This is a genomic window from Haladaptatus halobius (assembly GCF_020618475.1).
Lineage (GTDB): Archaea > Halobacteriota > Halobacteria > Halobacteriales > Haladaptataceae > Haladaptatus > Haladaptatus halobius.
Genome location: NZ_CP085335.1, coordinates 2,475,895 through 2,497,112, shown reverse-complemented (window position 1 = coordinate 2,497,112; position 21,218 = coordinate 2,475,895). Strand labels below are relative to the sequence as shown.

The window sequence follows — 21,218 nt, the reverse complement described above, 5'->3', positions numbered from 1 at the left end:
TGAAGTACCTCCTGCTCGGCGGCGGCGTCGGCGTCGGACTCCTACTCGTGCTCTCCGGGCAGCGACGCCCGGCCGAAACGGAAACGAGAAGCGGTAGAGAAGGGATGACGAGGCGAAAATCGGCGGTGGAGGAACGCGGAGGTGAAGAGCGAAAGCGCGGGCGAAATTCCCGGTAGCGAAACTCACTTGACGGTTCGAGTTACTAGTAGTGGTACGAATGAGTCGGCCACGAATCGCGTTTTTAAATGCCGCGCATAGCGACGCAAATACGCGGCGGAACTTCCGGCGCGAACTCGACGCGGAACTCGTCGAGTTCGACGCCACCGACGGTCATCTCCCCGACAACTTCGACTTCGACGCCGCGGTCGTCTCCGGGTCGCGGGCGTCGGTCTACTGGGACGACGAGTGGATTCCGCCGCTCAAAGAGTGGGTTCGGGAAGCGGCCGAAACCGGGATGCCCATGTTGGGTATCTGTTACGGCCACCAACTGCTGGCGGACGTTCTCGGCGGCGAAGTCCGCGACATGGGCGAGTACGAGATCGGCTATCGCGAGGTCGAACACTCCGGCGAGTCGCCCCTGTTCGACGGTATCGGCGACCGATTCGTCGCGTTTACGACCCACTCCGACGAGGTCGTCGAACTCCCGCCGGGGGCGACGTCGCTCGCGGAGAACGACTACTCCAACCATGCCTTCCGGAAGGAGAATGTGTTCGGCGTGCAGTTCCACCCCGAATACGATATGGCCACCGCCGAGGCGGTCACTCTCGGCAAAGACCTCCCCGAAGAGCACCTTCAGCGGGTGTTAGACGGTATCAACGACGAGAACTACGCCGCGGCCGCCGAAGCGAAACTCGTCTTCGAGAACTTCACCGACCACGTTATCAGCGTGGAGAAATGACGGAGAAGAGACGGTATACCGTCGACATTGGCATAAATAACCTGAATACTTAACCACCAGAGTCACCCCCATCGGGGGCGTGGTGATACTTCATGTCAGACCGGACGACCGACGATGAGAACTCGTCTCACGCTTCCGCTTCGCCCGATGGCCCGAGTGCCAACGTCCCTCCGCTTTCACAGGACGCTCTGTTCAACGCACTCGCATCCCGTCGGAGTCGCTACATCCTCCACCGTCTGCGGAGCGAAGAGACGCCGGTGACGCTTGCGGATATCGTGGACACCGTCGCCGCGTGGGAGACGGACAAGTCCATCGACCTCGTCTCCGACGAGCACCGCCACAACGTCTCCATGTCGCTCCAGCACACGCAACTCCCGAAGCTTGCGATGGCCGGACTCGTCCAGTACGACGAGGAGCGAGAACTCGTGGACAAGGGCGTTCACGCCGAACAGGCGGACGCGTACCTCGATATCGCGGTGGCGCGAGACGACGCGGTACCGAAAGACGACTGATCGAGATTTTCCGGACGGTGACGCGAGGCGGTTAGTGCAGACTGCAGCACGGGTTCGTTAGAGCACTTCTTCCACGCTGTCGACCGGGGAGTAGTAACCGATGTCCTCTATCCACGATTGAAGCCAGTCGTCGGCAGTTGCGCGTCAGGAGTAGGAGCGCTTTTTAGCCTCCCCTCCGGAGAGTTTCCCATGCTCGATTACGTGGAACTGGAGGCCGACCTCGGACAGGAAGAGCGGATGGTGCGGGACACCGCCCGCGAGTTCGTCGAGGAACACGTCACGCCCGACATCGGCGACCACTTCGAGGCGGGGACGTTTCCGGAGGATATCATCCCCGAAATGGGGAAACTCGGCTTCTACGCGCCGAACCTCGACGGGTACGGCCTGCCGGGGCTGAGCGAGACGGCCTACGGTCTGCTGATGCAGGAGTTGGAGGCGTGCGACTCCGGCCTGCGCTCGATGGCGAGCGTGCAGGGCGCGCTCGTGATGTATCCCATCCACGCCTTCGGCTCCGAGGAGCAGAAAGAAAAGTGGCTTCCCGCCCTCGGCGAGGGGACGGCGGTGGGCTGTTTCGGCCTCACTGAACCCGAACACGGCTCGAACCCGTCGGGGATGGAAACGTACGCCGAAAGGGTCGGCGACGAGTACGTGCTCAACGGGTCAAAGACGTGGATCACCAACTCGCCCATCGCGGACGTGGCGGTCGTCTGGGCGCGTGACCGCTCCGCCGAAGATAATCCAGTGCGTGGTTTTCTCGTGGAGACCGACCGCGACGGCGTGACGACGAACAAGATCACCGAGAAGCTCTCGTTGCGCGCGTCCGTCACGGGCGAGATCGGTCTCCAGAACGTCTCGGTTCCCGAGAACGCGGTGCTTCCGGGCGTCGAAGGGATGAAAGGCCCCTTGTCGTGTCTCACCCAAGCCCGGTTCGGTATCGCGTGGGGTGCAGTCGGCGCGGCCCGCGACTGCTTTGAGACGGCCCGCGAGTACGCCACGGAGCGCGACCAGTTCGGCGGCCCCATCGCGCGCTTCCAAATCCAACAGGAGAAACTGGCCGAGATGGCGACTCAGATCACGATCGCGCAATTGCTCGCACACCGCCTCGCAGAGCTGAAAGAGCGCGGCGACATGCGCCCGCAGCACGTCTCGATGGCGAAGCGAAACAACGTCCGGATGGCCCGCGACCAAGCCCGCGTCGCCCGCGAGATGCTCGGCGGAAACGGCATCACGACGGACTACTCGCCGATGCGCCACATGGCGAACATGGAGACGGTGTACACCTACGAGGGCACCCACGACATCCACACGCTCGTCTTGGGGCAGGATTTGACGGGAATTGCCGCCTTCGAATAGACGACTGAACTGACGTAATATTTAAATATACTTCTCTCGAATTCCTTCCTGTCCATCCTTTCGGTCGGAGCGACAGCGCCCGCGCTCGAACCGGGCCGTCGTCTCGGCCGGTCGTCGCACGTGACGCGACGAAATCATGAAAGAAGACGAACGCGCCGCACGCGAGAGACTCGCACAGCACGTAGAACGATACCAAGTCGTCCGGAAACTGCACGACGTACCGCCGCACGTCACGCACGAAGTTCGGGTGGACGGCGAACGCGCGGTCTGCAAACGGACGAGGAGCGACGAGGGCGACCCGGCGATGGAGGCGAGAGCCATGCAGTTCCTCGAAAGGAACACGTCGGTTCCGGTGCCGCACGTCCTCGCGGTCGGGGACGACTACTTCGTCGCGGAGTGGGACGAGGGAGTTCCCGAGGACAGGACGCTCGACGAAGCGCGCGCCCATCGCTTGGGCGCTGGCATGGCGATGCTTCACGACGAAATGGCCTTCGAGGCGACGGGATTCCTTCAGAACGACGACGGTGACCTCGCGCTCAACGCCGACGAGACGTGGCACGAAACGGTCGGCGAGGAACTCGCCGACCGGCGCGACTTTCTCGAATCGTTTGGCTACGATGACGTGGCCGCCGACGCGCTCGCGTTCGTCCGCGAGCATCCGGGCCTGTTCGACGGAGCGGGCGATCCCGTTCTCTGTCACGGCAACTACCTACCTGAACATGTGGGAACCGACGGTGACGGGGTGACGTGCGTTATCGACTTCGAACACGCGCTGGCCGCCCTCGGCGAGTACGATTACTGGCGGACGGCCCTTCCCCTATTCGCGGGCTCGAACCGATCGGGTGAGGCGCTAGCCGAGTCGTTTCGTGCGGGCTACGAATCAGTTCGTTCGCTTCCGGACGGATTCGACCGGCGGCGAAAGGTGTATTGGATGGTCAACACGGTTTCGTACTTTCGGTCGCTCTTCCTTCAACGTCAGCAGACTGGACAGGAAGCGGCCCGAACGGCGGCTTTCTTCCGAGATTACGTGTACAATACCATCCACTCGCTGCAGGAGGAATGGTAGCGACGACCGCTGACCAAACCGCCACCGTCCGCGATTTTATAACGACGGCCGGCAACCGGGATGCATGGTCGGAACCGGCGAAGTCGAGGCGATTCACGTCGCGCGGGAAGCGGAAGCCCGGACGGAGGCGGTCAAGGAAGTCGAAGCGGTCGCGGGACGAGGCCTTCGCGGCGACCGCTACTTCAGCGACCAGGGGACGTTCTCGGGCGACGACATCACGCTCATCGAATCCGAGACGCTCTCCGCCATCGAGCGGGAGTCCGGCATCTCGCTGGAACCGGGTGTCCATCGGCGGAACGTGACGACCCGCGACGTCGCTCTGAACCACCTCGTCGGCGAGCGGTTCAGGGTCGGGGAGGCGGTCTGCGAGGGTGTCGAACTCTGCGAACCGTGCTCGCATCTGGAGTCGCTGACGCAGGAGGGGACGCTCTCCGCGCTAGTGCATCGCGGCGGGCTTCGCGCCGCCATCGTGGAAGACGGTGCGATTCGAGTCGGGGACATCGTCGAATCGCTGTAGCGGTGTTGTAGCCGAATCTATCGACTGCGGAATTTCCCCCACCACGCGCGCCGGTCGGCGGCCCAGCGGTAGATGTGTTCGCGGATGCGGGCGCGGGTCGAATCAGGCAGAAGACGGAACAGCGCGACGGCGGAGCGTTCCGGGGAGTCGAGTTGTGCGAGCACCTCTTCGGTCGCCTCGCCGCAGGAGTACACCCGGTCGTCGGTGAGGAGGTGAGCGCACTGCTCGTACTCCGAGGGAAGGCGAGCGCGCTGGTCGGGCGTGAGTTCCGAGAAGCCCACGAGTTCGAAGTCGCCGTGGGCGTCGGCGTACTCCGCGGACCACGTGCAGAAACCGCAGTCGTCGTCGTACACGAGTCGGGGCGAATGTCGGGACACACGCTCGCTAGGTGACCGATTCGGATACCCTCTTCGAACCGACGGCACGTTTCTTCGGCATCGACGGTGCATGATTTCGGTAGCGGGAATCACCATCCACCGACCACCGGTCGGAACGCATACCGTAGATATCAGGAAACGAACGTCTTACAGAGACTTTATTTACTTATTCGTAGATAAATTACCCATGCGCCGTAGAAGATTTCTGACGGCGTCCGGAGCAGTGCTCGTCGGGGGGGTCTTGGCGGGTTGTGCCGGTTCCGGACCGAAAGATAGCGGAAATGGGGAGGTTCCGAAGACGAAGACGAAGGGGTCGGGTGAGACGACCTCGAACGGGGGGAAAGCCGCCGGGGAGGGCGGGACGACCACGAAGAGCGGCTTCGAACTCGTCTCGGCGAACGTGCCCGACCGAGTCACCATGGGCGAGCAGTTCACGCTCGAACTCACCGTCGAGAACCGCGGTCGCAGTCCAGCAGCGTTTCGGTCGCCGATTCGGGTGGAGGGGAGCGGAGGAGGTTCCCAACAGTCCGGCACCATCGAGACGAAGGAGATCGAACCGGGAAAGACGACGACGTGGTCGACGAAACTCTCCTACCCGTACGTCGCCACGGTGACCTATCGGATAGCGAACCTCGGGAAGGCGTTCACCGTCGAATTCGTCGGCGAACGTCTCTCGGTCGGCGAAACGTACATCAGTCCGATGGAGATGGCGGTCACGGTTCGAGATATCGTTCTGACGGACAACTACCAGTACGTCCGGGAGAACGGTCGGAAGGTAGACGTGAACGCCAGTAGCGGTCGACAGTGGGCGTTCGTCACCCTTTACGCCGAAAACCGATTCCGGATGGGCCAACCACTACCGAAAGCGGATAGCTTCCGTCTGCTTGTCGGCGATAGACGGGAAGCACCCGCCGATATCGCCAAGGAACACGGCCGGTACGAGTTAGAGCGGTTTGGACGTCGAGAGGTCGAACCCGGCGGGAGCAACAGCGGCTGGTTAGCCTACGGCATCTCCGCCGACCGCTCCGCGAGCGACCTCGCGGTCGAATGGAAGGGGAGCGACGGAACCGGTTCGTGGACGGCGCAGTGGCGTCCCTGATCGGTCGAACAACCCGTGGCGACGTTATCGATTCCACGGGGCCTCGTTCGGGTTGACGAGGCGCTCTTCGCGGTCGAAAGCGTCGATCGCCGCCACGTCCTCGGGATCGAGTTCGGGGACGGCGAGATTCTCTCGAAGGTGGTCTTCGCCCGTGGATTTCGGGATGGGGATGACGTTCTCCTTCCGGTGGAGCCACGCGAGACTGACCTGCGTCGGCGTCGCGTCGTGTTTCTCGGCTATCTCGCAGAGTTCGGGCACGTCGTCGGCGTCGCCCCTCATGAGAGGCGCGTACGCGACGAGCACGATGTCGTGTTCTTCGGCGTAAGACCGGAGTTCCGCCTGCTGAAAGAGCGGGTGCATCTCGACTTGGTTGGCGACGACGGGCGCGTCGAGAACCTCCCGTGCTTCGTCCAGCAGGTCGGGCGTGAAGTTGCTCACCGCGACGTTGCGGGTTTTTCCTTCGTCGCAGAGGCGGTCGAAGGCTGGAAGCGTGTCCGCGGCGTCGTAGGCGCGCATGGGCCAGTGGACGTAGAGCAGATCGACATACTCCACGCCGAGTCGGTCGAGGCTCTCGACCGCGGTTGCGAGCGCGTCGTCGTGCGCGAGGTTATCGGGGAGGATTTTCGTCGCGAGAAACACCTCGCGGCGGGGTACGTCGGCGCGAGCGATGCCCGTGCCGACCGCCGCCTCGTTCTCGTACATCTGCGCCGTATCGACGTGTCGGTAGCCCAGTTTGAGCGCGGTTTGGACGGTCTCGGCGCATCGCTCGAAATCATCGTTGCCGGAAGTGCCCAGTCCGGGTGACGGAATCCCTGTCATGTCGCCACCGAGGAGCGGAAGGGCGAAAAAGGTCGGTGTCGCGGACGAACGCGGGTAGATTTCGGGACGGAGCGATCTCGTCGGTTGATCCGTCCGGCGGTCGAATCCGACTTGCTACCCCCGTCGCCCTCGGTTCGAACTCCCGACCCGTATCGCCGGATCTTCTCGTGCAGATGAAACGAGGGGGGTTCGAGTTACCCCGTCGAATCCATATCCGGCGCGAACTCGCCCGTTTCGATTTGCGAGTTGAAACGACCTCTCCTCGGACGCGTATCCCGACGGTGGCGGTGACTTTGTGACTCGTTGTCGAACCCCTCCCTTTCGGGTGGAGAAGTTACGAATTGGTTTTCCGGGAGTTCCGTTTCGCGTGCAACTGGTTTTCGCGGGCGAAGGGTATCGTTTCGGGTGGAACTCGGGCGCAGCGTATCGTCGGTTTCTCGTCACTCCATCGTTCTGGTCACCGTCTCGCAGGAGAGACGGTACACCTCGATGATATCCTCGTCGTCGGCCATTCGCATCCAGTGTCGCGTTCGCCGCACTCGGGGCAGTCGCGCAGGCGCTCGCCCCGCTCGCTCTCCTACGATGCGCCGACTGCCAGCGCGACGCCGCGCTCACGAACCGTTCGACTTCCTCGACGGCGACTTTCTCCACACGCATTCCTGCGTCGGAAGACCGAAAAACCACCCCCGACTCGATCACCGAACTCAGTCGAACTGTCCGGTTTCGGCTCCGCACTCGATACACAGCGTTACGAGCGTGTCCCTGTCCTCGGTCATCTCGATTGTGTTCGGGGGTCGCCTGCCGCAGTCCGAACACTCGCGGCGCATCTCCACCAGTTCGCTCTCTCGCGACGACGCGCTCGTCGCCCTCGTTCACACCCTGCTGAAACTCGCCCGGTGCGAACCGGACGAGCTCGCCCGCCCCGACCGTCACCTCCCCGTCGTCCGTCTCGAACGTCGCGGTGCCGGATTGGACGTAGAACACCTCCTCTTGCTCTTCGTGGGCGTGGTAGCCGAACGCGAAGCTCTCGCCCGGCGCGAGTTCGTAGTAGTTGATTGCCACGTTATCGGCGCCGAGGGGTTTCGAGAGTTCCCGTCGCACGTCGGCGGCACTCATTCGCGCATCGACCGTTTCGATGGTAACTTTCTCCATGTGGCTTCTCTGCAAGGAATCGACGTAAAACTACCCGCTGACAGCGAGCTGTTATTTAAACCCTTTGCCGGTCGAAAAGCGGGAACCCGCGTCTCCGGGCCGCTCCTACTCGTTTTTAGCCTAACCTAAAAAAACTCGGTCAAGGTGAACACTTAAGTTCAGAACGGGGATTTAAGTACCCCTCCCACGTTGTTTCGGACAGGTGGACGACCGATGGCTATTGACCCACAATTCACTGAGAACCGCGAGAAAGTAGACGAGCACGAGGGCCACGACGTCTGGGGGCCGGTCGACGAACCAGAGCAGCTCGGTATCCACGGCACGCACGTCGCAGTGGACTTCGACATCTGCATCGCCGACGGAGCCTGTCTGGAAGACTGTCCCGTGGACGTGTTCGAGTGGGTGGACTCCCCCGGTCACCCCGAGAGCGAAGAGAAGGCGGATCCGGCCAACGAGGCGCAGTGCATCGACTGCATGCTCTGCGTGGACGTGTGTCCGGTCGACGCTATCGACGTGGACGCCGGTCGCGTCTGAACGTCGGTAACGAAAATCACTCTTTGTTCTACCCTCGAATTTATTCATATCCCCGCTCCAATAGTGTGGTATGAACCCCCGTAATCTCCGACGACACGTTTCAAGGTGGTGGCTGTGAGTCCCGAGACGGAGCAAAGAGACGACGTACTTCCGCTCGACCTCGGGGAGACTCCGATGCCTTTCGAGCCGGAAGGCGTCCTCGGCACCGACCACGACGGGGACGTGCTCACCGTCTTCACCGTCGCCGGTGGCGGTGCAGCACTGGTGCTCGCGCGCGAATCCGCCCCGACCGACCGCCCCGCCTCGCTCGACACGGACGACCTCACGACGACGCTCCGAACGGGCCTCGCCTACCTCTTCTGCGACGGCGTTGGGACGGTGCGCGTCCGGGCCGACCCGGACTCCATCGCCGATGCGCTCGCCGCACTCGGCGACGACGCTCGCTATCGCTACGAGGACGTGACGTTCACCGCAAAACTCGAAAATTAGTCCGGTCGGTCGATGTCCAGTTTCTGTCGCAGGGACGCCAGCGCCTCCGACTCCGCGAGGTCTTCGAAGCGTTCGCGGAAGTGAGTGTCGCAGAGGCCGACCTGCACGCCGCCCAGTTCGGGCGCGAACGACGCTTTTCGGTCACAGTAGTGACACCGCATACGCGGGATTACGGTCTCCATTGAATTGAACCCTGCGTTCAGAGCGTCACCGCGCTTCGGAAGTGACGATACTCGGCCTTCGAGAGTCCCGCCTGCCCCAACTCGTCGTCGTGTGCGTCGCTTCCGCCGGTCGGGACGAGACCGTGGTCGGCGATAGCGCGCTCGATGGGACGCGAATCTACCTCGCGCCCGTAGGGATAGTATCGTTCCACAGCGTCGAGTTCGGCCGTCAGTTCGAGCGCTGCACTCGGGTCGTCGTACCGATAGGGGTGTGCCAATCCGACGAGTCCGCTCGCTTCGGAGAGCAGTTCGACCCCCCGGTCGAAGCTCGGCACGTCGCGGGCGACGTAACACGGTTTCTCGGTGCCGATGAGGTCGGCGAACGCGCCCCCGAAATCGTACTCCGTGTCCGGATGGTCGTCGATGGCCCGTGCGATGTGCGGCCGACCGAGTCCCTCGCGCGATTCAAGGTCGAGGTCGATACCGAGTCGGTCTTCGACGCAGTCGATGATGGCCCGGCCGCGCTCGACGCGGTCGGCTTGCAGTCGCTCCAGTTCGTCCGCGAGGTCGGGTGTCGGATAGACGCCGTACCCGAGCAGGTCGACGTGCTGCCCGTTGGGCGCTTCGACCCGAAGTTCGATACCGTGAACGAGCGTCACGCCCTCGATGGACGTGACGGGCGTCGGCAGGTCGGGATGCAACCGGTCGTGGTCGGTGACGGCGACGACCGACACGTCCGCGGCCCGCGCGGTGGAGGGAACTTCATCCAACTCCATCGCTCCGTCGGAGTTGGTCGTGTGGACGTGAAGATCCGCGAAGACGCTCATACGCTCGTTCGGACGCGCGGCAGGAAGGAATTTGCGGTACCCGGATTATACTGATTGTACATCCTTATATTCGTGGTAATCCCTTGCCGACAAAGTTTATAATGAACTTTGCTGTTTGACTATCCGTGATGACCCTCAAGAAAGCAGACCAGTTGCTCGACGAGCACCAGTATCCGACCGACACCGAGCAGCTGATCGCCGCCCACGGCGACTATGAAATCGATCTCCCGAACGGAACCGAGACGCTCGGCGACGTGTTCGGTCGCGTGGGGGGTGAGACGTACGAGTCGCCGCAAGAGGCCCGCGAGGCGATGTACTGCGGTCTGAGTCACAAAGCCATCGGTCGCCGTCATTACAGCGACCGCGACCCGACGACGATGGGAACGGTCGGTCCGAAGCAAGTGTCGTTCTAAACCCACTCGACCGCTCGGTTCAGCGATAGCGGCACCGACCCTTTTCTGTACGCTTCGATGCGTCCGGCGGGCCGAGCACGAAAGACGACCGCAGGTCGATGGCGGACGCCCGGTCGCTCACCGACGACCGCCGACCACTCGTCGTCTCGGAAGCCGGAGCAGTCCACGAACAGCACCGCGCCGCCGCCGTGTTCGCGCAGTTGACCGGTCGATTTCGTCGCCGCCGTCTCGCGCACGGCGGCGACGGGCGTGTCCGCGGCTCTGCGCGTGGGGGGTTTCGGTCGCGTGACTTCGACGAGCGGAGACTGGCCGCCATCGGGCGGTTTGGCGCGGTAATCGAGGGAGTGTCCGGTCGTCACCTCTATCTCGGGTTCGAGTTCGTAGCCCGCGTCTACCAACACCTTCCCGACGGTGAACTCGCTCATCGCAGCACTCATGCGGGTTTCGTCGACGTACTTGCTGGTGCCGAGTTTCGAAGCCATCGTGTAGCGGTAGTCGTCCAGCGCGCCGGTGCGGAGGAATCGCTCGTAGAACGAGAGCGCCTCGTCGCGCGTCGCGTCCGGAAATCCGGCGGCGTGTTCGCGGAAGAACGTGCGCGACGTCTCCCTACCGTCTTTCGAGAAGAGAACCGGCAGGAAGAACCACGAGAGGTAATCGTACTCGGCTAACCACGGGGATTCGACGGAGAGGTCGGCGAGCAGTTCGCGTTGGCCCCATCGGGCGACCGGATACGGCACCTCGTCGAACGTGTACTTCGTCGTGCGCCAGAGAGCGGGCGGCGTTTCGGTGTTTCCGAGCCAGAACGCACGGTCGTCGTCCCACGCGAACAGCGCCACGTCGCCGTTGTCCATCTCGAACCGAACCGCGTCGAAGTCGTTCGGTTCCATGTAATGCGGCGTCGTCGAACGCGCACCGAGTTTCGAATCGAGGTGCGCGTACAGCTGGGAGGTGATGCGGTCGTCGTTCCACCGCTCCAGAGAGCGGCGAAAGCGGAGCGGGCTTGCCACGCGGAACGGTAGTAACCGTGAGCGTTTACGTGTTGTGCAAGCGGTGTTACGGCGTCGTTGCCTCCGTCTGACGATTTTCCAACTCAGTCGAATGATGTGAATATCCGTTACATTAATAACCGATTGCCGCCAAGTATGAGTGTGGTTGTCATGTCAATGGGTGCCTATGACGAAGATGAGCACGAGCGCCGTGAACGTAAGAACAGTACCGTAGACGCGAGTTTCGACGACGTACGCTCGGATTATCACGGGACTGTGGAGTACGACTCCGGCGACTCGGCGGAAGACCTGCTCAAGCAGTTCGAGAAGATAAAGTCCCAGTAGCTCGGCCGTTTTCGTACGTACTCACCAACCGGGGGTGGGTGGTGCGCCGCGTTCTTCCTCGACTCGCTTCGCTACCGACGGGTTCGGCTCGTCGTCCGCCGCCATCGCCTCCCACTCGGCGATGGCTCGTCCGACCCACGAGTCCGCCGCGCGCGCTTTCACCAACGCGTCATCGTACGTTTCGCGGTCGGTGCCCGTCGTTCCGGGTCGCCCGGCGATAGCGGCGGCGACGAACCGAGCGCGGTCGTCGTCGGTCAACTCATCCGCGAGCAGGCGACCGACGACTCCCTCCAGTTCGTCGGGGTCGGGATAGACGAAGACCTTCTCGCCGATCGCTTGTGGGCCGAGGAGGAGCCCCGAGAGCGCGCGCGGCGGTTCGTCGTCCAGCAGGCGGTCGCCGCCGAAGGCCGCTTCGACCCGTTCGCACTCGGTCTGCTGGCCGAGTTTGAGGTTGTGGCCCGGATACTCCGCACACTCCGTCGGATACACCGCTTCGTCGTGAATCCGACACTGAAGCGTCTCCGGGTCGAGAAAGGCGCACGTCGGGAGCCACGTCGGGACGACGGCGTCGGAGTCGCTGGAATCGTCCGCGTCGTCGGTTCCGAAGGGTGCGACCGGTTTCGGCGGTTTGCGGAGTCCGAGGAAGAAGGCGGGCTTGCCCTCGATAGCGGCCAGTTCGACGCCGTCTACCTCGACGCCCGACTCGTCCTCCCAGAGCCGCGGCGTCAGGGCGTCGGCGAGCCCGGCGTCGAGAAAGGCTCGGGCGTCGCCGCGGGTGAGCGGGACGAGATTGTAGGCGTTGTCCAGTGGTTTGCGCGACCCTCGGCGCTCGTGCTCCGAGGCTTCCGGTGCGATGGTGCGCCAGTCGATACAGCAACCGGCACACCCCTCGCAGTTCACCTCCATGGCGTCAGTCGTAGGGAATCGAGTGGCATAAACGGTGCGGCGGGAATTATGACCCTCTGCCCACGACTACGGATATGGACGACAGCGTGCGCGTCTGGCTGGTCGAGCGAACCTACTCGGACGACGAGCAGAACCTCATCATCCTCGTTTACGCGACGCCCGACGGAACGCGGTATTTCCGGAAAGAGCGCGCCCTCCCGAGTTTCACCGGGTCGGCTCGCCCGACGCTCGCCGCGCTCGACGTGTCGCCGGAGCAGTTAGGTCCGGTGGACGACGAGGAGACGCGGGAACGATACGCAAACGAGGCCGGTCGAATGGCCGACGAACACGACCCCGACGACGAGATATGATTCTGACAGTGTTGATGTATTTATTCGTATATAGACATAAGTACGCGAACGCGTAATGTACGACGGTATAATAGAATAATTCATGTCGTAATGGCGGTTATCTTCAGACGATGCGAAGACGCACATTCCTGTCCGCACTCGCAGCCGCGACGGCCACGGGTTCCATCACCGCGACCGTAAGCTCCAACGTACGGGCCGCTTCGGGCCAAATTTCGCCGCTCGAGTGTTACTCGACGTCGAGTTTTCTCGACTACACGTACGGCGAACTGACCGACAGCTCTGTCGTCGCCGTCTGGGCCGAGGACACCGCCACGAACAACGACGGCGACGGTAACGGTGACGCGACGCTCTACGGCGGTGGTACTGCAATTCCGCTCGTCGTCGCCGACTGGAACGTCGTCGCATTCGGCTCGACGCTCGTCGAGGACGGTTCCAACTGGCAGCAGGGCAACGAGGAGTTCGTCCTAAACGTCTGGGACGACGAACTCGGCGGCTCCGGAACCGTCCTCTGGGACGAGGGTCACGGCCAGTACTACACCCTCTCCAAGTTCTCGAACTTCGAGAGCTACGCCGAGAATAACGGCTATACCGTCACGGTGACGACCGATCTCTCGAACGACCTCGCGAACGCCGACGCGGCGGTCATAACCTCGCCGTCCACCGCCTTTAGCAACGATGAGCTGCGCGACCTCGGCGACTTCGTCGCCGGTGGCGGTTCCCTGTTCCTCCACAGTCAGTCCGACTACGGCGACTACGACGAGACGGCCAACCTGAACGACGTCGTGGGCTACCTCGAACTGGCGTTCCGGTTCAACGACGACGAGGTTCTCGACGCGTCGAACAACGGCGGAGCCGACTACAAACCTATCACCGATCAGTTCAACATGTCATTCGATTACTTCGCGAATCGCGTCGGCCTGGGTCTCGACAAGAGCAAGACCTACACTGTGGACGTGACCTCGGTCACCGACGGTGACACCGTGGACGTGCAATTCAGCGACGGCTCGACCGAGAGCATTCGCATCCTCGGCATCGACACGCCCGAGAAGTCGGCGAACAGTTCGGCGGAGCGCCCCGAAGAGTGGGAAGGCATCGAGTCGATGGACTACCTCGGAACGTGGGGCTCGAACGCGACCACCTACGCGCAGGGCGAACTCGGCGGGAAGACGGTCGAACTCTCCTTCGACCAGAACGAACCTGTGCGCGACGCCTACGGTCGGGTGCTCGGCTACATCCACTACGACGCCGACGGCGACGGTTCGCGCGACGAGTTCTACAACCGCAACGCGGTGCGGGACGGCTACGCCCGCGTCTACGGCTCCGGGTTCACGCACCACGACAGCTTCTGGTCGGCGGAGGACGCCGCACGCGCGAACGGCACCAACGTCTGGGGAGCGTGCGACCCCGAGAACTCCACGGAGATCCGCAACCGCGCGGTGGACGACCTGTTCTTCCCGACGACGGCGAGCGTCCGCACGTCCTCGGGCGCGGTCGCCGACTCCCGCGTTCCGGTGTACGCCGAGAGCACGGCCACGCAGAGCGGCGGCTACACCTACGGCGGCGACATCCCGCTGGCGGCGGTGGACGAATCGGCGAACGTGGCGATGGTCGGGAGTCCCCTCATCGACGAGAGTTACGAGAAGACCGAGGGCTTCGCGGTCGACACGTCGGGGTACGAGAATTTCGTCTTCCTGACGAACCTCGTCGATTACCTCACTGATACGACGGGCGACGTGCTCATCGACGGCGGCCACGGTCAGTTCGACGCGAGCTACTCGCTCTCGAATGACGACGCCGCCTACTACCAGCGATTCCTCGAAGGCGTCGGCCTCTCCTTCGAGCAGTCGAATGACCTTGACACCTTCGACCTCTCTACCTGGCGAGCGGTCATCGTCACGACGCCCGTCTCGGCGTTCACGCAGGCGGAGACCGACGCGCTCAACTCCTTCGTCGCGGACGGCGGCGCGGTCGTTCTCGTCGGCGCCGGCACCGCACCGTCGAGCGCGCGCACGAACTTGAACGACCTCGCGTCCGCGCTCGGCACCGACCTACGACTCAACGGCGACCAAGTGACCGACGGTTCGAACAACGTCAACGGCGATTCGGCGATTCTGTCGACCACGGCCTTCGACACGTCATTCCCGCTCTTCGACGCCTACGGCGGTTCCGGCAGCGGGGGCCGCGGAAGCGGATCGCTCTCCGTCGCCCAGATTCACGCGGACGCGTCGGGAGACGACACGAACAACCTGAACGACGAGTACGTCGTCTTCGAGAATACGGGCGATGCCGACCTCGACTTGACCGGCTGGTACGTGCAAGACGAAGTCCAGAAAAATTACGACTTCCCGAGCGGCTTCACCCTCGCTCCTGGCGCGCAGGTGACGCTCCACTCCGGAACGGGGTCGGACACTCAGACCGACCTCTACTGGGCTCGCACCGGTTCGGCCGTGTGGAACAACGGCGGCGACACCGTCTACGTCTACGACGCCTCCGGCAGTCTGCACACCAGTCAGTCGTACTGAGACGCGCAAATCCAGGCATTTGATTTCGTTCTTCTTCGGTATATTGAGATAGATGAGTTGCCGCAGTAGCGTTGTCCTCGAAAGCCCCCGCTGTCTCGACTCGCGTCCCGCGCTGCGCTCCTCACCTCGCTCCCTACGCTCACTCGTCCCTCGCGCGGGTGCGCCCGCAGGGCGCACCTTCACGCGCCCATGACAGCTAGTCGGTGAGGTTCTCGTGAGCGACGGAGGAGCGAACGAGACCAGGGAAGAGCGAAGCTCTTTCCGTGCGAACGCGGTGAGCTGAGCTAAGATGTCGCTGAGCGACCGCGACCGGTGGGAGCTTTCTGGAACTCTATCACGTCAGGGTCGACGGAATCGTAGTAGGGGATTCCCGAAATGCGTTTACAGTAGGTTCAAGTACAAAACCAATACATCTCAGTTCTCACACCGCGTAGCCGCCCGAACGTTCTTTCTCCCCCAAACGACAACAGGGACGCATGGCCACCGAAGAGTGCGACGGCTGCGGGGCGGCGGTGCCCATTGCGGGCGGCATCGCCAACCTCTGGAACACGAATCCGCGGTCGTCGGGCGGGATGACGCTGGAGTTCGAGGACGGGACCGAACACTTCCTCTGCTATAGCTGTATCGAGCGGTTGCCGGACTATCCGACGGAGGAGGACGTGGAGGAACTCGGCGGCGAGGCGTAGGAGAGTTCTGCACGAGATCGGCAGGTTTTACGCCCCTCCTCGCCGTTGGGCCAACAGTGAACCCCGAGCGGATTATAGACGAGTTCCTCGCGCCCTCCTTTCGCGGCAACCAGCGAGAAGCCCTCGGAGATATTCGAGAAGCCTTCGAGAGCGGCAACGACGTGGTGCTGGTGCGCGCGCCGACGGGAAGCGGCAAGTCCCTGCTCGCGCGCTCCATCGCGGGGTGTGCCTGCAGCGTGGACGAGGCCGCGCCGAGCGACGCGACGGGGGCGTACTACACGACGCCGCAGGTGTCCCAACTGGACGACGTGGCGAGCGACAGTCTGTTGAACGACCTGAAGATCATCCGCGGGAAGCGAAACTACTCCTGTATCCTGCCGGGCGAGCACGACACCCCCGTCGATAGAGCGCCCTGCGCCCGCGAGAAGGGGTACGACTGCTCGGTGAAACATCGCTGTCCGTACTTCTCCGACCGCGCCATCGCCAGCAACCGTGAAATCGCGGCGATGACGCTCGCCTACTTCATGCGAACCGCTGGGTCGGAGGTGTTCCGCAAGCGCGACGTGGTCGTCGTCGACGAAGCCCACGGCCTCGCGGAGTGGGCGGAGATGTACGCGACCATCGACCTGAACCCCCGCACGGTGCCCATCTGGGACGACCTGAAGATTCCCGAGATGACCGGACTGGACAGGGCGGTGGAGTACGCCGAACGCCTCGCAGGAACCTGCAAGCGTCGAAAAGACGACCTCATCGCCAAGCCGGAACTCACCGCGCCGGAGGCGGCCCGGCGCGACCGGTTCCAGGAACTCGTCTCCGAGTTGGACTGGTTCGTGGAGGATTACCGCAACCCCGACAGCGCGACGGAGTGGGTGGTCGACCAACCCGACGGGGAGGGTGGCACCATCACCATCAAGCCGATGAATCCCGAACGGTACCTCGCCCATACCGTCTGGGAGCGCGGAAACAAGTTCGCGCTCCTCTCCGCCACCATCCTGAACAAAGAGGCTTTCTGTCGGCAGGTCGGTCTTGACCCCGACCGCGTCGCGCTGGTGGACGTGGGCCACACCTTCCCCGTCGAGAATCGCCCGCTGTACGACGTGACGCAGGGGAAGATGACCTACGAGCACCGCGAGGAGACCCTGCCGAAGATCGCGCGAACTGTCGTCCGAGTCATGCAGACTCACCCGGACGAGAAAGGTATCGTTCACGCTCACTCCTATCACATCCAGCAGCAACTCGCCGAGAAACTCCGCGAGTTCGGCGTCAGCGACCGCGTGCGCGCCCACGAACGCGACTCCCGCGACGCCGACCTCGAAGCGTGGAAAGCCAGCGACGACCCCGACGTGTTCCTCTCGGTGAAGATGGAGGAAGCACTCGACCTGAAAGGCGATCTCGCGCGCTGGCAGGTGCTTTGTAAGGCTCCGTTCCTGAACACCAGCGATTCGCGGGTCGCCTACCGCCTCGAAAACGGCCAGTGGGCGTGGTACTACCGGGCCGCGCTCCGCACCGTCATCCAGGCTTGCGGGAGGGTAATTCGCTCTCCTGACGACTACGGCGCGACCTACCTCGCCGACGCCAGCCTCCTCCAACTGTTCGACCGCGCGCGCACCGACATGCCCGACTGGTTCGCAGAACAGGTGGACGGGATGGCACACCCCGACCTGCCGGAGTTCGACCCCGACAGTGCCGGAGGTGCGGGCGGTGGTAGGAGGGGAGGTGGTGGCGGTCGAGACGATGGCGGTGGCGGCCGGTCGGGCACGCGCGAGCGTACGCAGACGCGACGCTCGCGCGACCGGAAGAGTCCGATGGCGGACGTGTGGGAGACGGAGTAGACGGTTCGGACGATAAATCGACCATAATAGGTGTCTAATTTATTCCTTCAACAACCGGAATCAGAACGAACTAAGCGAAACGAGACGGACGATTCTCAAGGTCATCGGCGGTATCGCGGGCGCAGGTGCTTTCTCCGGCTAGACGAGCGCGAGCAAATCGACGTGACTCCCGGCGACGAAACCGGGGATGCGATGGGCACCGGCGGTCGAATCCAACTACAGCGAGGCGGAGCGCGAGTCCGACCTCGACGTCCGATGGTTCGTTGTCCACGTCGCACAAGGCGAAGCCGACTGGACGGTCGACTGGTTCCAAAACCCGGACGCGAACGTGAGCGTGCACTACGTCGCGGATCATCGCACGGGCGAACTCACGCAGATGCTGGCCGAGGAAGATATCGGCTGGCACGCCGGAATCTGGCCGTACAACCAGCACTCGCTGGGCATCGAACATTCGGGGTGGGTCGACGAGACGCACTTTTCCGATACGCTCTACGCGGTCTCCGCCAAGATCGTCCGCTGGGCCGCCACCGAGTTCGACTTTCCGAAGCGCGTCCGGCGCTACGACATCGCACCCTGCGACGCCACGGGCGGTGAGGGCGGCATCATCGGTCACGACCAGATTCCGAACCCCAACGACTGCTCGAAACCCGGCGGTATCAGCGGCCACATCGACCCGGGGTCGATGTGGAATTGGGGGCGTTACGAGGGCTTCGTCCGCCGATGGGACGTCGAACCCGGCGTGCTCGCCGACGGTGCAGTTCGCCACGGGCCGGACGAGCGCGCCGAAACCGCGGACGTGACTGCGGGAGCGGTCGGTACCGCCACCGGAAGCGTCCTCGTTCGCGGTGGCACGCAATGGTACAAACTCGACTTCGACGGAACTCCCAATTGGGTTCCGGCGGATGACGTGCTCTACGCACGGTTCGACGCCGGTTCATCCGCGAAGACCACTTCCGATTTGAGCGTCAGAGCCGACCCCGGCGGAGAACGGCTCGCCGTCGTTCCGGAGGGGACGACGGGAACCATCACCGACTGCCCGGTCGATACCGAGGGCTACCGCTGGTGGCGGCTGACTTACGACGGCGGTGAGGCGGGGTGGTCTGCCGGCTACTGGCTCAGAGCAGAGTGACGGTGTAAGCGACCGCCGAACTCAGCATCAACAGGACGAAAAACAGCGAAATCAGCTTTTGTCGGAGATTTTCCATACGAAAGACGATCGTTCGAGGGAGATAAATCTTCGGTCACTCGACTCGCGCATCCACGACCACGTGCCAGACGCCCTCGCTGTGGCTCTTGACGCGTCTTCTGTCGAGGATTTCGATTTCGCGTCCACGGTCGCCGACCGCATCCCGAATTCGTTCGATAGGCCGCTCCCAGAGCTGGTTTTCCGGCGCCGTCTCGTGCACGTGAAGGACGCCACTTGATTCCAGCGCCGCCATCGCGGTATCGAGGTACTCGTGCGCCTCGTAGTAGCCCATGACGACGCGCTCGGCGCTCGCATCCACGTCTCGACAGTCGGCTCGATACGCGTCGATTCGGTCGGTCACGTCGTTCAATACGGCGTTTTCGAGGAGGAACCGAAACGCGGTCGGGTTACGTTCGACCGCCGTCACCTGCGCACCCGCGCGGGCCATCGGGAGCGTGAAGTAGCCGATTCCGGCGAACATGTCGAGGACGCGCTCGTCAGGGTCGACCATTTCCCCCATCCGGGCGCGTTCGCGCTGGTTGCCGGGGGCGAACATCACTTCTCGCAGGTCGAGGGCGTACTTCGTCCCGTGCTCGGTGTGGACGGTCTCGGTGTCGCCCGATCCCGCGACGACCGTCACCTCCGGTTCGCGGTGTTCGCCCGAGATGCCGCCGCGGGCGAGAACCGTGTCGGCCTCGCTGTGTAGTTCGAGGAGCGCCTCGCCGACCTCCTCTCGCCGGGGACAGTCGCCGAACTGCACGAGCACCACGCTTCCGACGACGGCCCACGAGTTCGGCGCGCGAGCGAGTTCGTCGTCCGACCACCCTCGCGCTCGGAGGTGAGCTTCGAGATCCGGACGCCGACGCTCCGGGGTGTCCTGCTCGATAACGTCGAGAACTGGCGTCGTCTTCGGTTTCCGGGTTACGGGGAGTTCGACCGTCTCTTCGTCGTGTTCGCACACCTTTCGTGAGTCGTCGTAGACGCCTTCCGAGATGAGGTCGTCGATGGCGTCCTCGGCCCGCGATTTCTCGACCACCGCGGCGAGGTCACGCATCGGGCACCACGTAGAGTCCGGTTCGGCTCTTGAACACCGGAACCGTCTCGGCGTCCTCGTCCATGTACGAGGGTCGGGCTATCGTCTTCGTCCGGAACGTCTCCGGGTCGAGCACCTGCACCGCGTGTTCGTCTTCCACCGTCACGAGGGTGGTCTCTTGGCCGTCTTCGACGGTGCCAAGCTTCCGAGTGTCGGGGGCGTGACCGTCCTCGAACTGGGCTTCGTACTCCTCGCCGGTCGTGATTCGTCTGCCTTTCAGATTCCCCCGCACGCTCCGGACGAGCACTGGCCCCCCGTCGTCGTCCGGGTCGATGATGTCGCCGGGCGTGAACGGCGGGAGACGGACGGCGTAGGTGACGCGGTACACTTCATTGCCGTCTTCGTCCTCCGTGACGAGCGTCTCGGAGTCGGAGACGTTGCCGCCGAACTCTTCGACCAGTTTGTTGGATATCTTCTTGCCGATGTTGTTGGTCGAGACCTTGATGTTCAGACCGTCCGGCGTCTCGTCCATCTCGGTGACGAAGGCGTTTCGATCGCCGGTCGCCTCCATGTCAGCGACGATTTCGTTCGCTATCTCGCGTGCGCGCTGCTCTTCTTCCGGCGTCGGCGTTCGGTCGACACCTCGAACTTGGACGATGCTCGCGTAGTAGTCTCCCGCGATGCGACCGCACCGGGTGCAGGTCTGTCGGGAGATTCTGACGGGGACGACCAGCTCTTCTTCCACGAGCGTTCCGCGGACGACGCCCGAGAAGTAACAGTGCATCCGGATGGTGTTCTGGTCTACTTGCTCGGGTTCGACCTGCCACGACACGTCCTCGGCGTCAACGTGAACCCCGAGCGACTCGCTCACCTCCTCGATGGCGACGTCGGTGTAGTCGCGGGCGCCGATATCCACCCAGCGCCGCCCTCGATACACCGCACCGCACTGAGCGCACACTCGGACTTCGATACGCTCCGGGGCGTCCACGAGGTCGAATCGGTCGAAGTAACAGGCGTCACAGAGCTTTCGCTCTCGGCGGGACGCGGACGCCGGATAGTCCCTTTCCGTGGTGTCCACCGAGAGCGGATCACCACAGTTCGGGCAGAACTCCCGAGACTCGGTCATTACCGGGCGTAGGGCGTTCTCACTTTTAA

24 protein-coding genes and 1 pseudogene are annotated in these 21,218 nt (G+C 63.3%); 15 read left to right on the top strand and 10 right to left on the bottom strand.

Features of this window, described 5'->3' with window-relative positions:
- The first annotated feature begins 217 nt into the window (after positions 1-217).
- From LIW51_RS14640 to LIW51_RS14620, 5 genes are all read left to right on the top strand, one after another.
- Positions 218-898: a type 1 glutamine amidotransferase gene (locus LIW51_RS14640; protein WP_227374840.1), complete on the top strand. Its 681-nt coding sequence runs from the start codon at positions 218-220 to the stop codon at positions 896-898.
- Between the two features lie 92 nt (positions 899-990).
- Positions 991-1,410: a DUF7344 domain-containing protein gene (locus LIW51_RS14635; RefSeq protein WP_227374839.1), complete on the top strand. Its 420-nt coding sequence runs from the start codon at positions 991-993 to the stop codon at positions 1,408-1,410.
- 189 nt (positions 1,411-1,599) lie between these two features.
- Complete coding sequence (locus tag LIW51_RS14630; protein ID WP_227374838.1) at positions 1,600-2,763, top strand: acyl-CoA dehydrogenase family protein; 1,164 nt, start codon at positions 1,600-1,602, stop codon at positions 2,761-2,763.
- Positions 2,764-2,899: 136 nt separating this feature from the next.
- Positions 2,900-3,829 (top strand): phosphotransferase family protein, encoded by a 930-nt coding sequence (locus tag LIW51_RS14625; RefSeq protein WP_227374837.1) that lies wholly within the window; start codon positions 2,900-2,902, stop codon positions 3,827-3,829.
- Between the two features lie 64 nt (positions 3,830-3,893).
- Entirely contained in the window at positions 3,894-4,346 is a 453-nt protein-coding gene (locus tag LIW51_RS14620) for an MOSC domain-containing protein (protein ID WP_227374836.1), read from the top strand.
- A gap of 17 nt (positions 4,347-4,363) precedes the next feature.
- Here LIW51_RS14620 and LIW51_RS14615 read toward each other — a convergent pair whose 3' ends face one another.
- A complete protein-coding gene (locus tag LIW51_RS14615) occupies positions 4,364-4,723 on the bottom strand; it encodes a DCC1-like thiol-disulfide oxidoreductase family protein (protein ID WP_227374835.1) in 360 nt (119 codons plus the stop codon).
- Positions 4,724-4,910: 187 nt separating this feature from the next.
- On the opposite strand from LIW51_RS14615, the gene LIW51_RS14610 reads away from it, so the two are divergent.
- Entirely contained in the window at positions 4,911-5,822 is a 912-nt protein-coding gene (locus tag LIW51_RS14610; protein WP_227374834.1) for a DUF4832 domain-containing protein, read from the top strand.
- A 24-nt stretch (positions 5,823-5,846) separates the two neighbouring features.
- Here the strand turns inward: LIW51_RS14610 and LIW51_RS14605 are convergent, their stop codons facing one another.
- The 3 genes and pseudogenes from LIW51_RS14605 to LIW51_RS14595 all read right to left on the bottom strand — a co-directional run bounded on the left by LIW51_RS14605 (position 5,847) and on the right by LIW51_RS14595 (position 7,793).
- Positions 5,847-6,641 carry an aldo/keto reductase gene (locus LIW51_RS14605; RefSeq protein WP_227374833.1) on the bottom strand — a complete coding sequence of 265 codons (795 nt, stop codon included), beginning with the start codon at positions 6,639-6,641 and terminating at the stop codon, positions 5,847-5,849.
- Positions 6,642-6,755: 114 nt separating this feature from the next.
- The gene (locus LIW51_RS14600) at positions 6,756-7,292 is read right to left on the bottom strand and encodes a hypothetical protein (protein WP_227374832.1); all 537 of its coding nucleotides are present in this window, start codon (positions 7,290-7,292) and stop codon (positions 6,756-6,758) included.
- Between the two features lie 53 nt (positions 7,293-7,345).
- Positions 7,346-7,793 (bottom strand): annotated as a pseudogene (locus tag LIW51_RS14595) (cupin domain-containing protein).
- 213 nt (positions 7,794-8,006) lie between these two features.
- Here LIW51_RS14595 and LIW51_RS14590 point away from each other — a divergent pair.
- The gene (locus LIW51_RS14590) at positions 8,007-8,327 is read left to right on the top strand and encodes a 4Fe-4S dicluster domain-containing protein (RefSeq protein WP_227353289.1); all 321 of its coding nucleotides are present in this window, start codon (positions 8,007-8,009) and stop codon (positions 8,325-8,327) included.
- Between the two features lie 114 nt (positions 8,328-8,441).
- Positions 8,442-8,816 carry a hypothetical protein gene (locus LIW51_RS14585; RefSeq protein WP_227374831.1) on the top strand — a complete coding sequence of 125 codons (375 nt, stop codon included), beginning with the start codon at positions 8,442-8,444 and terminating at the stop codon, positions 8,814-8,816.
- On the opposite strand, the gene LIW51_RS14580 is transcribed toward LIW51_RS14585, so the two are convergent.
- Positions 8,813-8,977 (bottom strand): DUF6757 family protein, encoded by a 165-nt coding sequence (locus LIW51_RS14580; protein ID WP_368411801.1) that lies wholly within the window; start codon positions 8,975-8,977, stop codon positions 8,813-8,815. The two genes, LIW51_RS14585 and LIW51_RS14580, sit on opposite strands and share 4 nt — an antisense overlap.
- A gap of 38 nt (positions 8,978-9,015) precedes the next feature.
- Positions 9,016-9,804 carry a PHP domain-containing protein gene (locus tag LIW51_RS14575; RefSeq protein ID WP_227374830.1) on the bottom strand — a complete coding sequence of 263 codons (789 nt, stop codon included), beginning with the start codon at positions 9,802-9,804 and terminating at the stop codon, positions 9,016-9,018.
- A gap of 128 nt (positions 9,805-9,932) precedes the next feature.
- Here LIW51_RS14575 and LIW51_RS14570 point away from each other — a divergent pair, with 128 nt between their 5' ends.
- Entirely contained in the window at positions 9,933-10,217 is a 285-nt protein-coding gene (locus LIW51_RS14570) for a DUF5789 family protein (protein ID WP_227374829.1), read from the top strand.
- On the opposite strand, the gene LIW51_RS14565 is transcribed toward LIW51_RS14570, so the two are convergent.
- Positions 10,214-11,224 (bottom strand): DUF5784 family protein, encoded by a 1,011-nt coding sequence (locus LIW51_RS14565; protein WP_227374828.1) that lies wholly within the window; start codon positions 11,222-11,224, stop codon positions 10,214-10,216. The genes LIW51_RS14570 and LIW51_RS14565 overlap by 4 nt on opposite strands.
- Before the next feature lie 150 nt (positions 11,225-11,374).
- Between LIW51_RS14565 and LIW51_RS14560 the strand changes: the two genes are divergently transcribed.
- On the top strand, positions 11,375-11,548 hold the full coding sequence (locus LIW51_RS14560; RefSeq protein WP_227355696.1) for a DUF5786 family protein: 174 nt from the start codon (positions 11,375-11,377) through the stop codon (positions 11,546-11,548).
- Between the two features lie 21 nt (positions 11,549-11,569).
- Here LIW51_RS14560 and LIW51_RS14555 read toward each other — a convergent pair whose 3' ends face one another.
- Entirely contained in the window at positions 11,570-12,454 is an 885-nt protein-coding gene (locus LIW51_RS14555) for a YkgJ family cysteine cluster protein (RefSeq protein WP_227374827.1), read from the bottom strand.
- Between the two features lie 74 nt (positions 12,455-12,528).
- Between LIW51_RS14555 and LIW51_RS14550 the strand changes: the two genes are divergently transcribed.
- The 5 genes from LIW51_RS14550 to LIW51_RS14530 all read left to right on the top strand — a co-directional run bounded on the left by LIW51_RS14550 (position 12,529) and on the right by LIW51_RS14530 (position 18,973).
- Positions 12,529-12,804, top strand: a complete 276-nt coding sequence (locus tag LIW51_RS14550) for a DUF7967 family protein (RefSeq protein ID WP_227374826.1) — start codon at positions 12,529-12,531, stop codon at positions 12,802-12,804.
- A 110-nt stretch (positions 12,805-12,914) separates the two neighbouring features.
- A complete protein-coding gene (locus LIW51_RS14545) occupies positions 12,915-15,326 on the top strand; it encodes a lamin tail domain-containing protein (RefSeq protein WP_227374825.1) in 2,412 nt (803 codons plus the stop codon).
- A 476-nt stretch (positions 15,327-15,802) separates the two neighbouring features.
- A complete protein-coding gene (locus LIW51_RS14540; protein WP_227374824.1) occupies positions 15,803-16,012 on the top strand; it encodes a DUF7561 family protein in 210 nt (69 codons plus the stop codon).
- A gap of 56 nt (positions 16,013-16,068) precedes the next feature.
- On the top strand, positions 16,069-17,844 hold the full coding sequence (locus tag LIW51_RS14535) for a helicase C-terminal domain-containing protein (RefSeq protein WP_227374823.1): 1,776 nt from the start codon (positions 16,069-16,071) through the stop codon (positions 17,842-17,844).
- Positions 17,845-18,031: 187 nt separating this feature from the next.
- Entirely contained in the window at positions 18,032-18,973 is a 942-nt protein-coding gene (locus LIW51_RS14530) for an N-acetylmuramoyl-L-alanine amidase (protein WP_227374822.1), read from the top strand.
- A 112-nt stretch (positions 18,974-19,085) separates the two neighbouring features.
- On the opposite strand, the gene LIW51_RS14525 is transcribed toward LIW51_RS14530, so the two are convergent.
- Together LIW51_RS14525 and LIW51_RS14520 are read right to left on the bottom strand one after the other, a co-directional pair.
- On the bottom strand, positions 19,086-20,084 hold the full coding sequence (locus LIW51_RS14525; protein WP_227374821.1) for a class I SAM-dependent methyltransferase: 999 nt from the start codon (positions 20,082-20,084) through the stop codon (positions 19,086-19,088).
- On the bottom strand, positions 20,077-21,189 hold the full coding sequence (locus LIW51_RS14520; RefSeq protein WP_227374820.1) for a 60S ribosomal export protein NMD3: 1,113 nt from the start codon (positions 21,187-21,189) through the stop codon (positions 20,077-20,079). Before LIW51_RS14520 ends, LIW51_RS14525 begins: the two co-directional genes overlap by 8 nt.
- Between the last annotated feature and the right edge of the window lie 29 nt (positions 21,190-21,218).

Bases quoted from the DNA above. Each gene is read 5' to 3' on its own strand.
- LIW51_RS14640 (WP_227374840.1), top strand. From the start codon at position 218: ATGAGTCGGCCACGAATCGCGTTTTTAAATGCCGCGCATAGCGACGCA.
- LIW51_RS14635 (WP_227374839.1), top strand. From the start codon at position 991: ATGTCAGACCGGACGACCGACGATGAGAACTCGTCTCACGCTTCCGCT.
- LIW51_RS14630 (WP_227374838.1), top strand. From the start codon at position 1,600: ATGCTCGATTACGTGGAACTGGAGGCCGACCTCGGACAGGAAGAGCGG.
- LIW51_RS14625 (WP_227374837.1), top strand. From the start codon at position 2,900: ATGAAAGAAGACGAACGCGCCGCACGCGAGAGACTCGCACAGCACGTA.
- LIW51_RS14620 (WP_227374836.1), top strand. From the start codon at position 3,894: ATGGTCGGAACCGGCGAAGTCGAGGCGATTCACGTCGCGCGGGAAGCG.
- LIW51_RS14610 (WP_227374834.1), top strand. From the start codon at position 4,911: ATGCGCCGTAGAAGATTTCTGACGGCGTCCGGAGCAGTGCTCGTCGGG.
- LIW51_RS14605 (WP_227374833.1), bottom strand. From the start codon at position 6,641: ATGACAGGGATTCCGTCACCCGGACTGGGCACTTCCGGCAACGATGAT.
- LIW51_RS14590 (WP_227353289.1), top strand. From the start codon at position 8,007: ATGGCTATTGACCCACAATTCACTGAGAACCGCGAGAAAGTAGACGAG.
- LIW51_RS14580 (WP_368411801.1), bottom strand. From the start codon at position 8,977: ATGCGGTGTCACTACTGTGACCGAAAAGCGTCGTTCGCGCCCGAACTG.
- LIW51_RS14575 (WP_227374830.1), bottom strand. From the start codon at position 9,804: ATGAGCGTCTTCGCGGATCTTCACGTCCACACGACCAACTCCGACGGA.
- LIW51_RS14570 (WP_227374829.1), top strand. From the start codon at position 9,933: ATGACCCTCAAGAAAGCAGACCAGTTGCTCGACGAGCACCAGTATCCG.
- LIW51_RS14560 (WP_227355696.1), top strand. From the start codon at position 11,375: ATGTCAATGGGTGCCTATGACGAAGATGAGCACGAGCGCCGTGAACGT.
- LIW51_RS14555 (WP_227374827.1), bottom strand. From the start codon at position 12,454: ATGGAGGTGAACTGCGAGGGGTGTGCCGGTTGCTGTATCGACTGGCGC.
- LIW51_RS14550 (WP_227374826.1), top strand. From the start codon at position 12,529: ATGGACGACAGCGTGCGCGTCTGGCTGGTCGAGCGAACCTACTCGGAC.
- LIW51_RS14545 (WP_227374825.1), top strand. From the start codon at position 12,915: ATGCGAAGACGCACATTCCTGTCCGCACTCGCAGCCGCGACGGCCACG.
- LIW51_RS14540 (WP_227374824.1), top strand. From the start codon at position 15,803: ATGGCCACCGAAGAGTGCGACGGCTGCGGGGCGGCGGTGCCCATTGCG.
- LIW51_RS14530 (WP_227374822.1), top strand. From the start codon at position 18,032: ATGCGATGGGCACCGGCGGTCGAATCCAACTACAGCGAGGCGGAGCGC.
- LIW51_RS14525 (WP_227374821.1), bottom strand. From the start codon at position 20,084: ATGCGTGACCTCGCCGCGGTGGTCGAGAAATCGCGGGCCGAGGACGCC.
- LIW51_RS14520 (WP_227374820.1), bottom strand. From the start codon at position 21,189: ATGACCGAGTCTCGGGAGTTCTGCCCGAACTGTGGTGATCCGCTCTCG.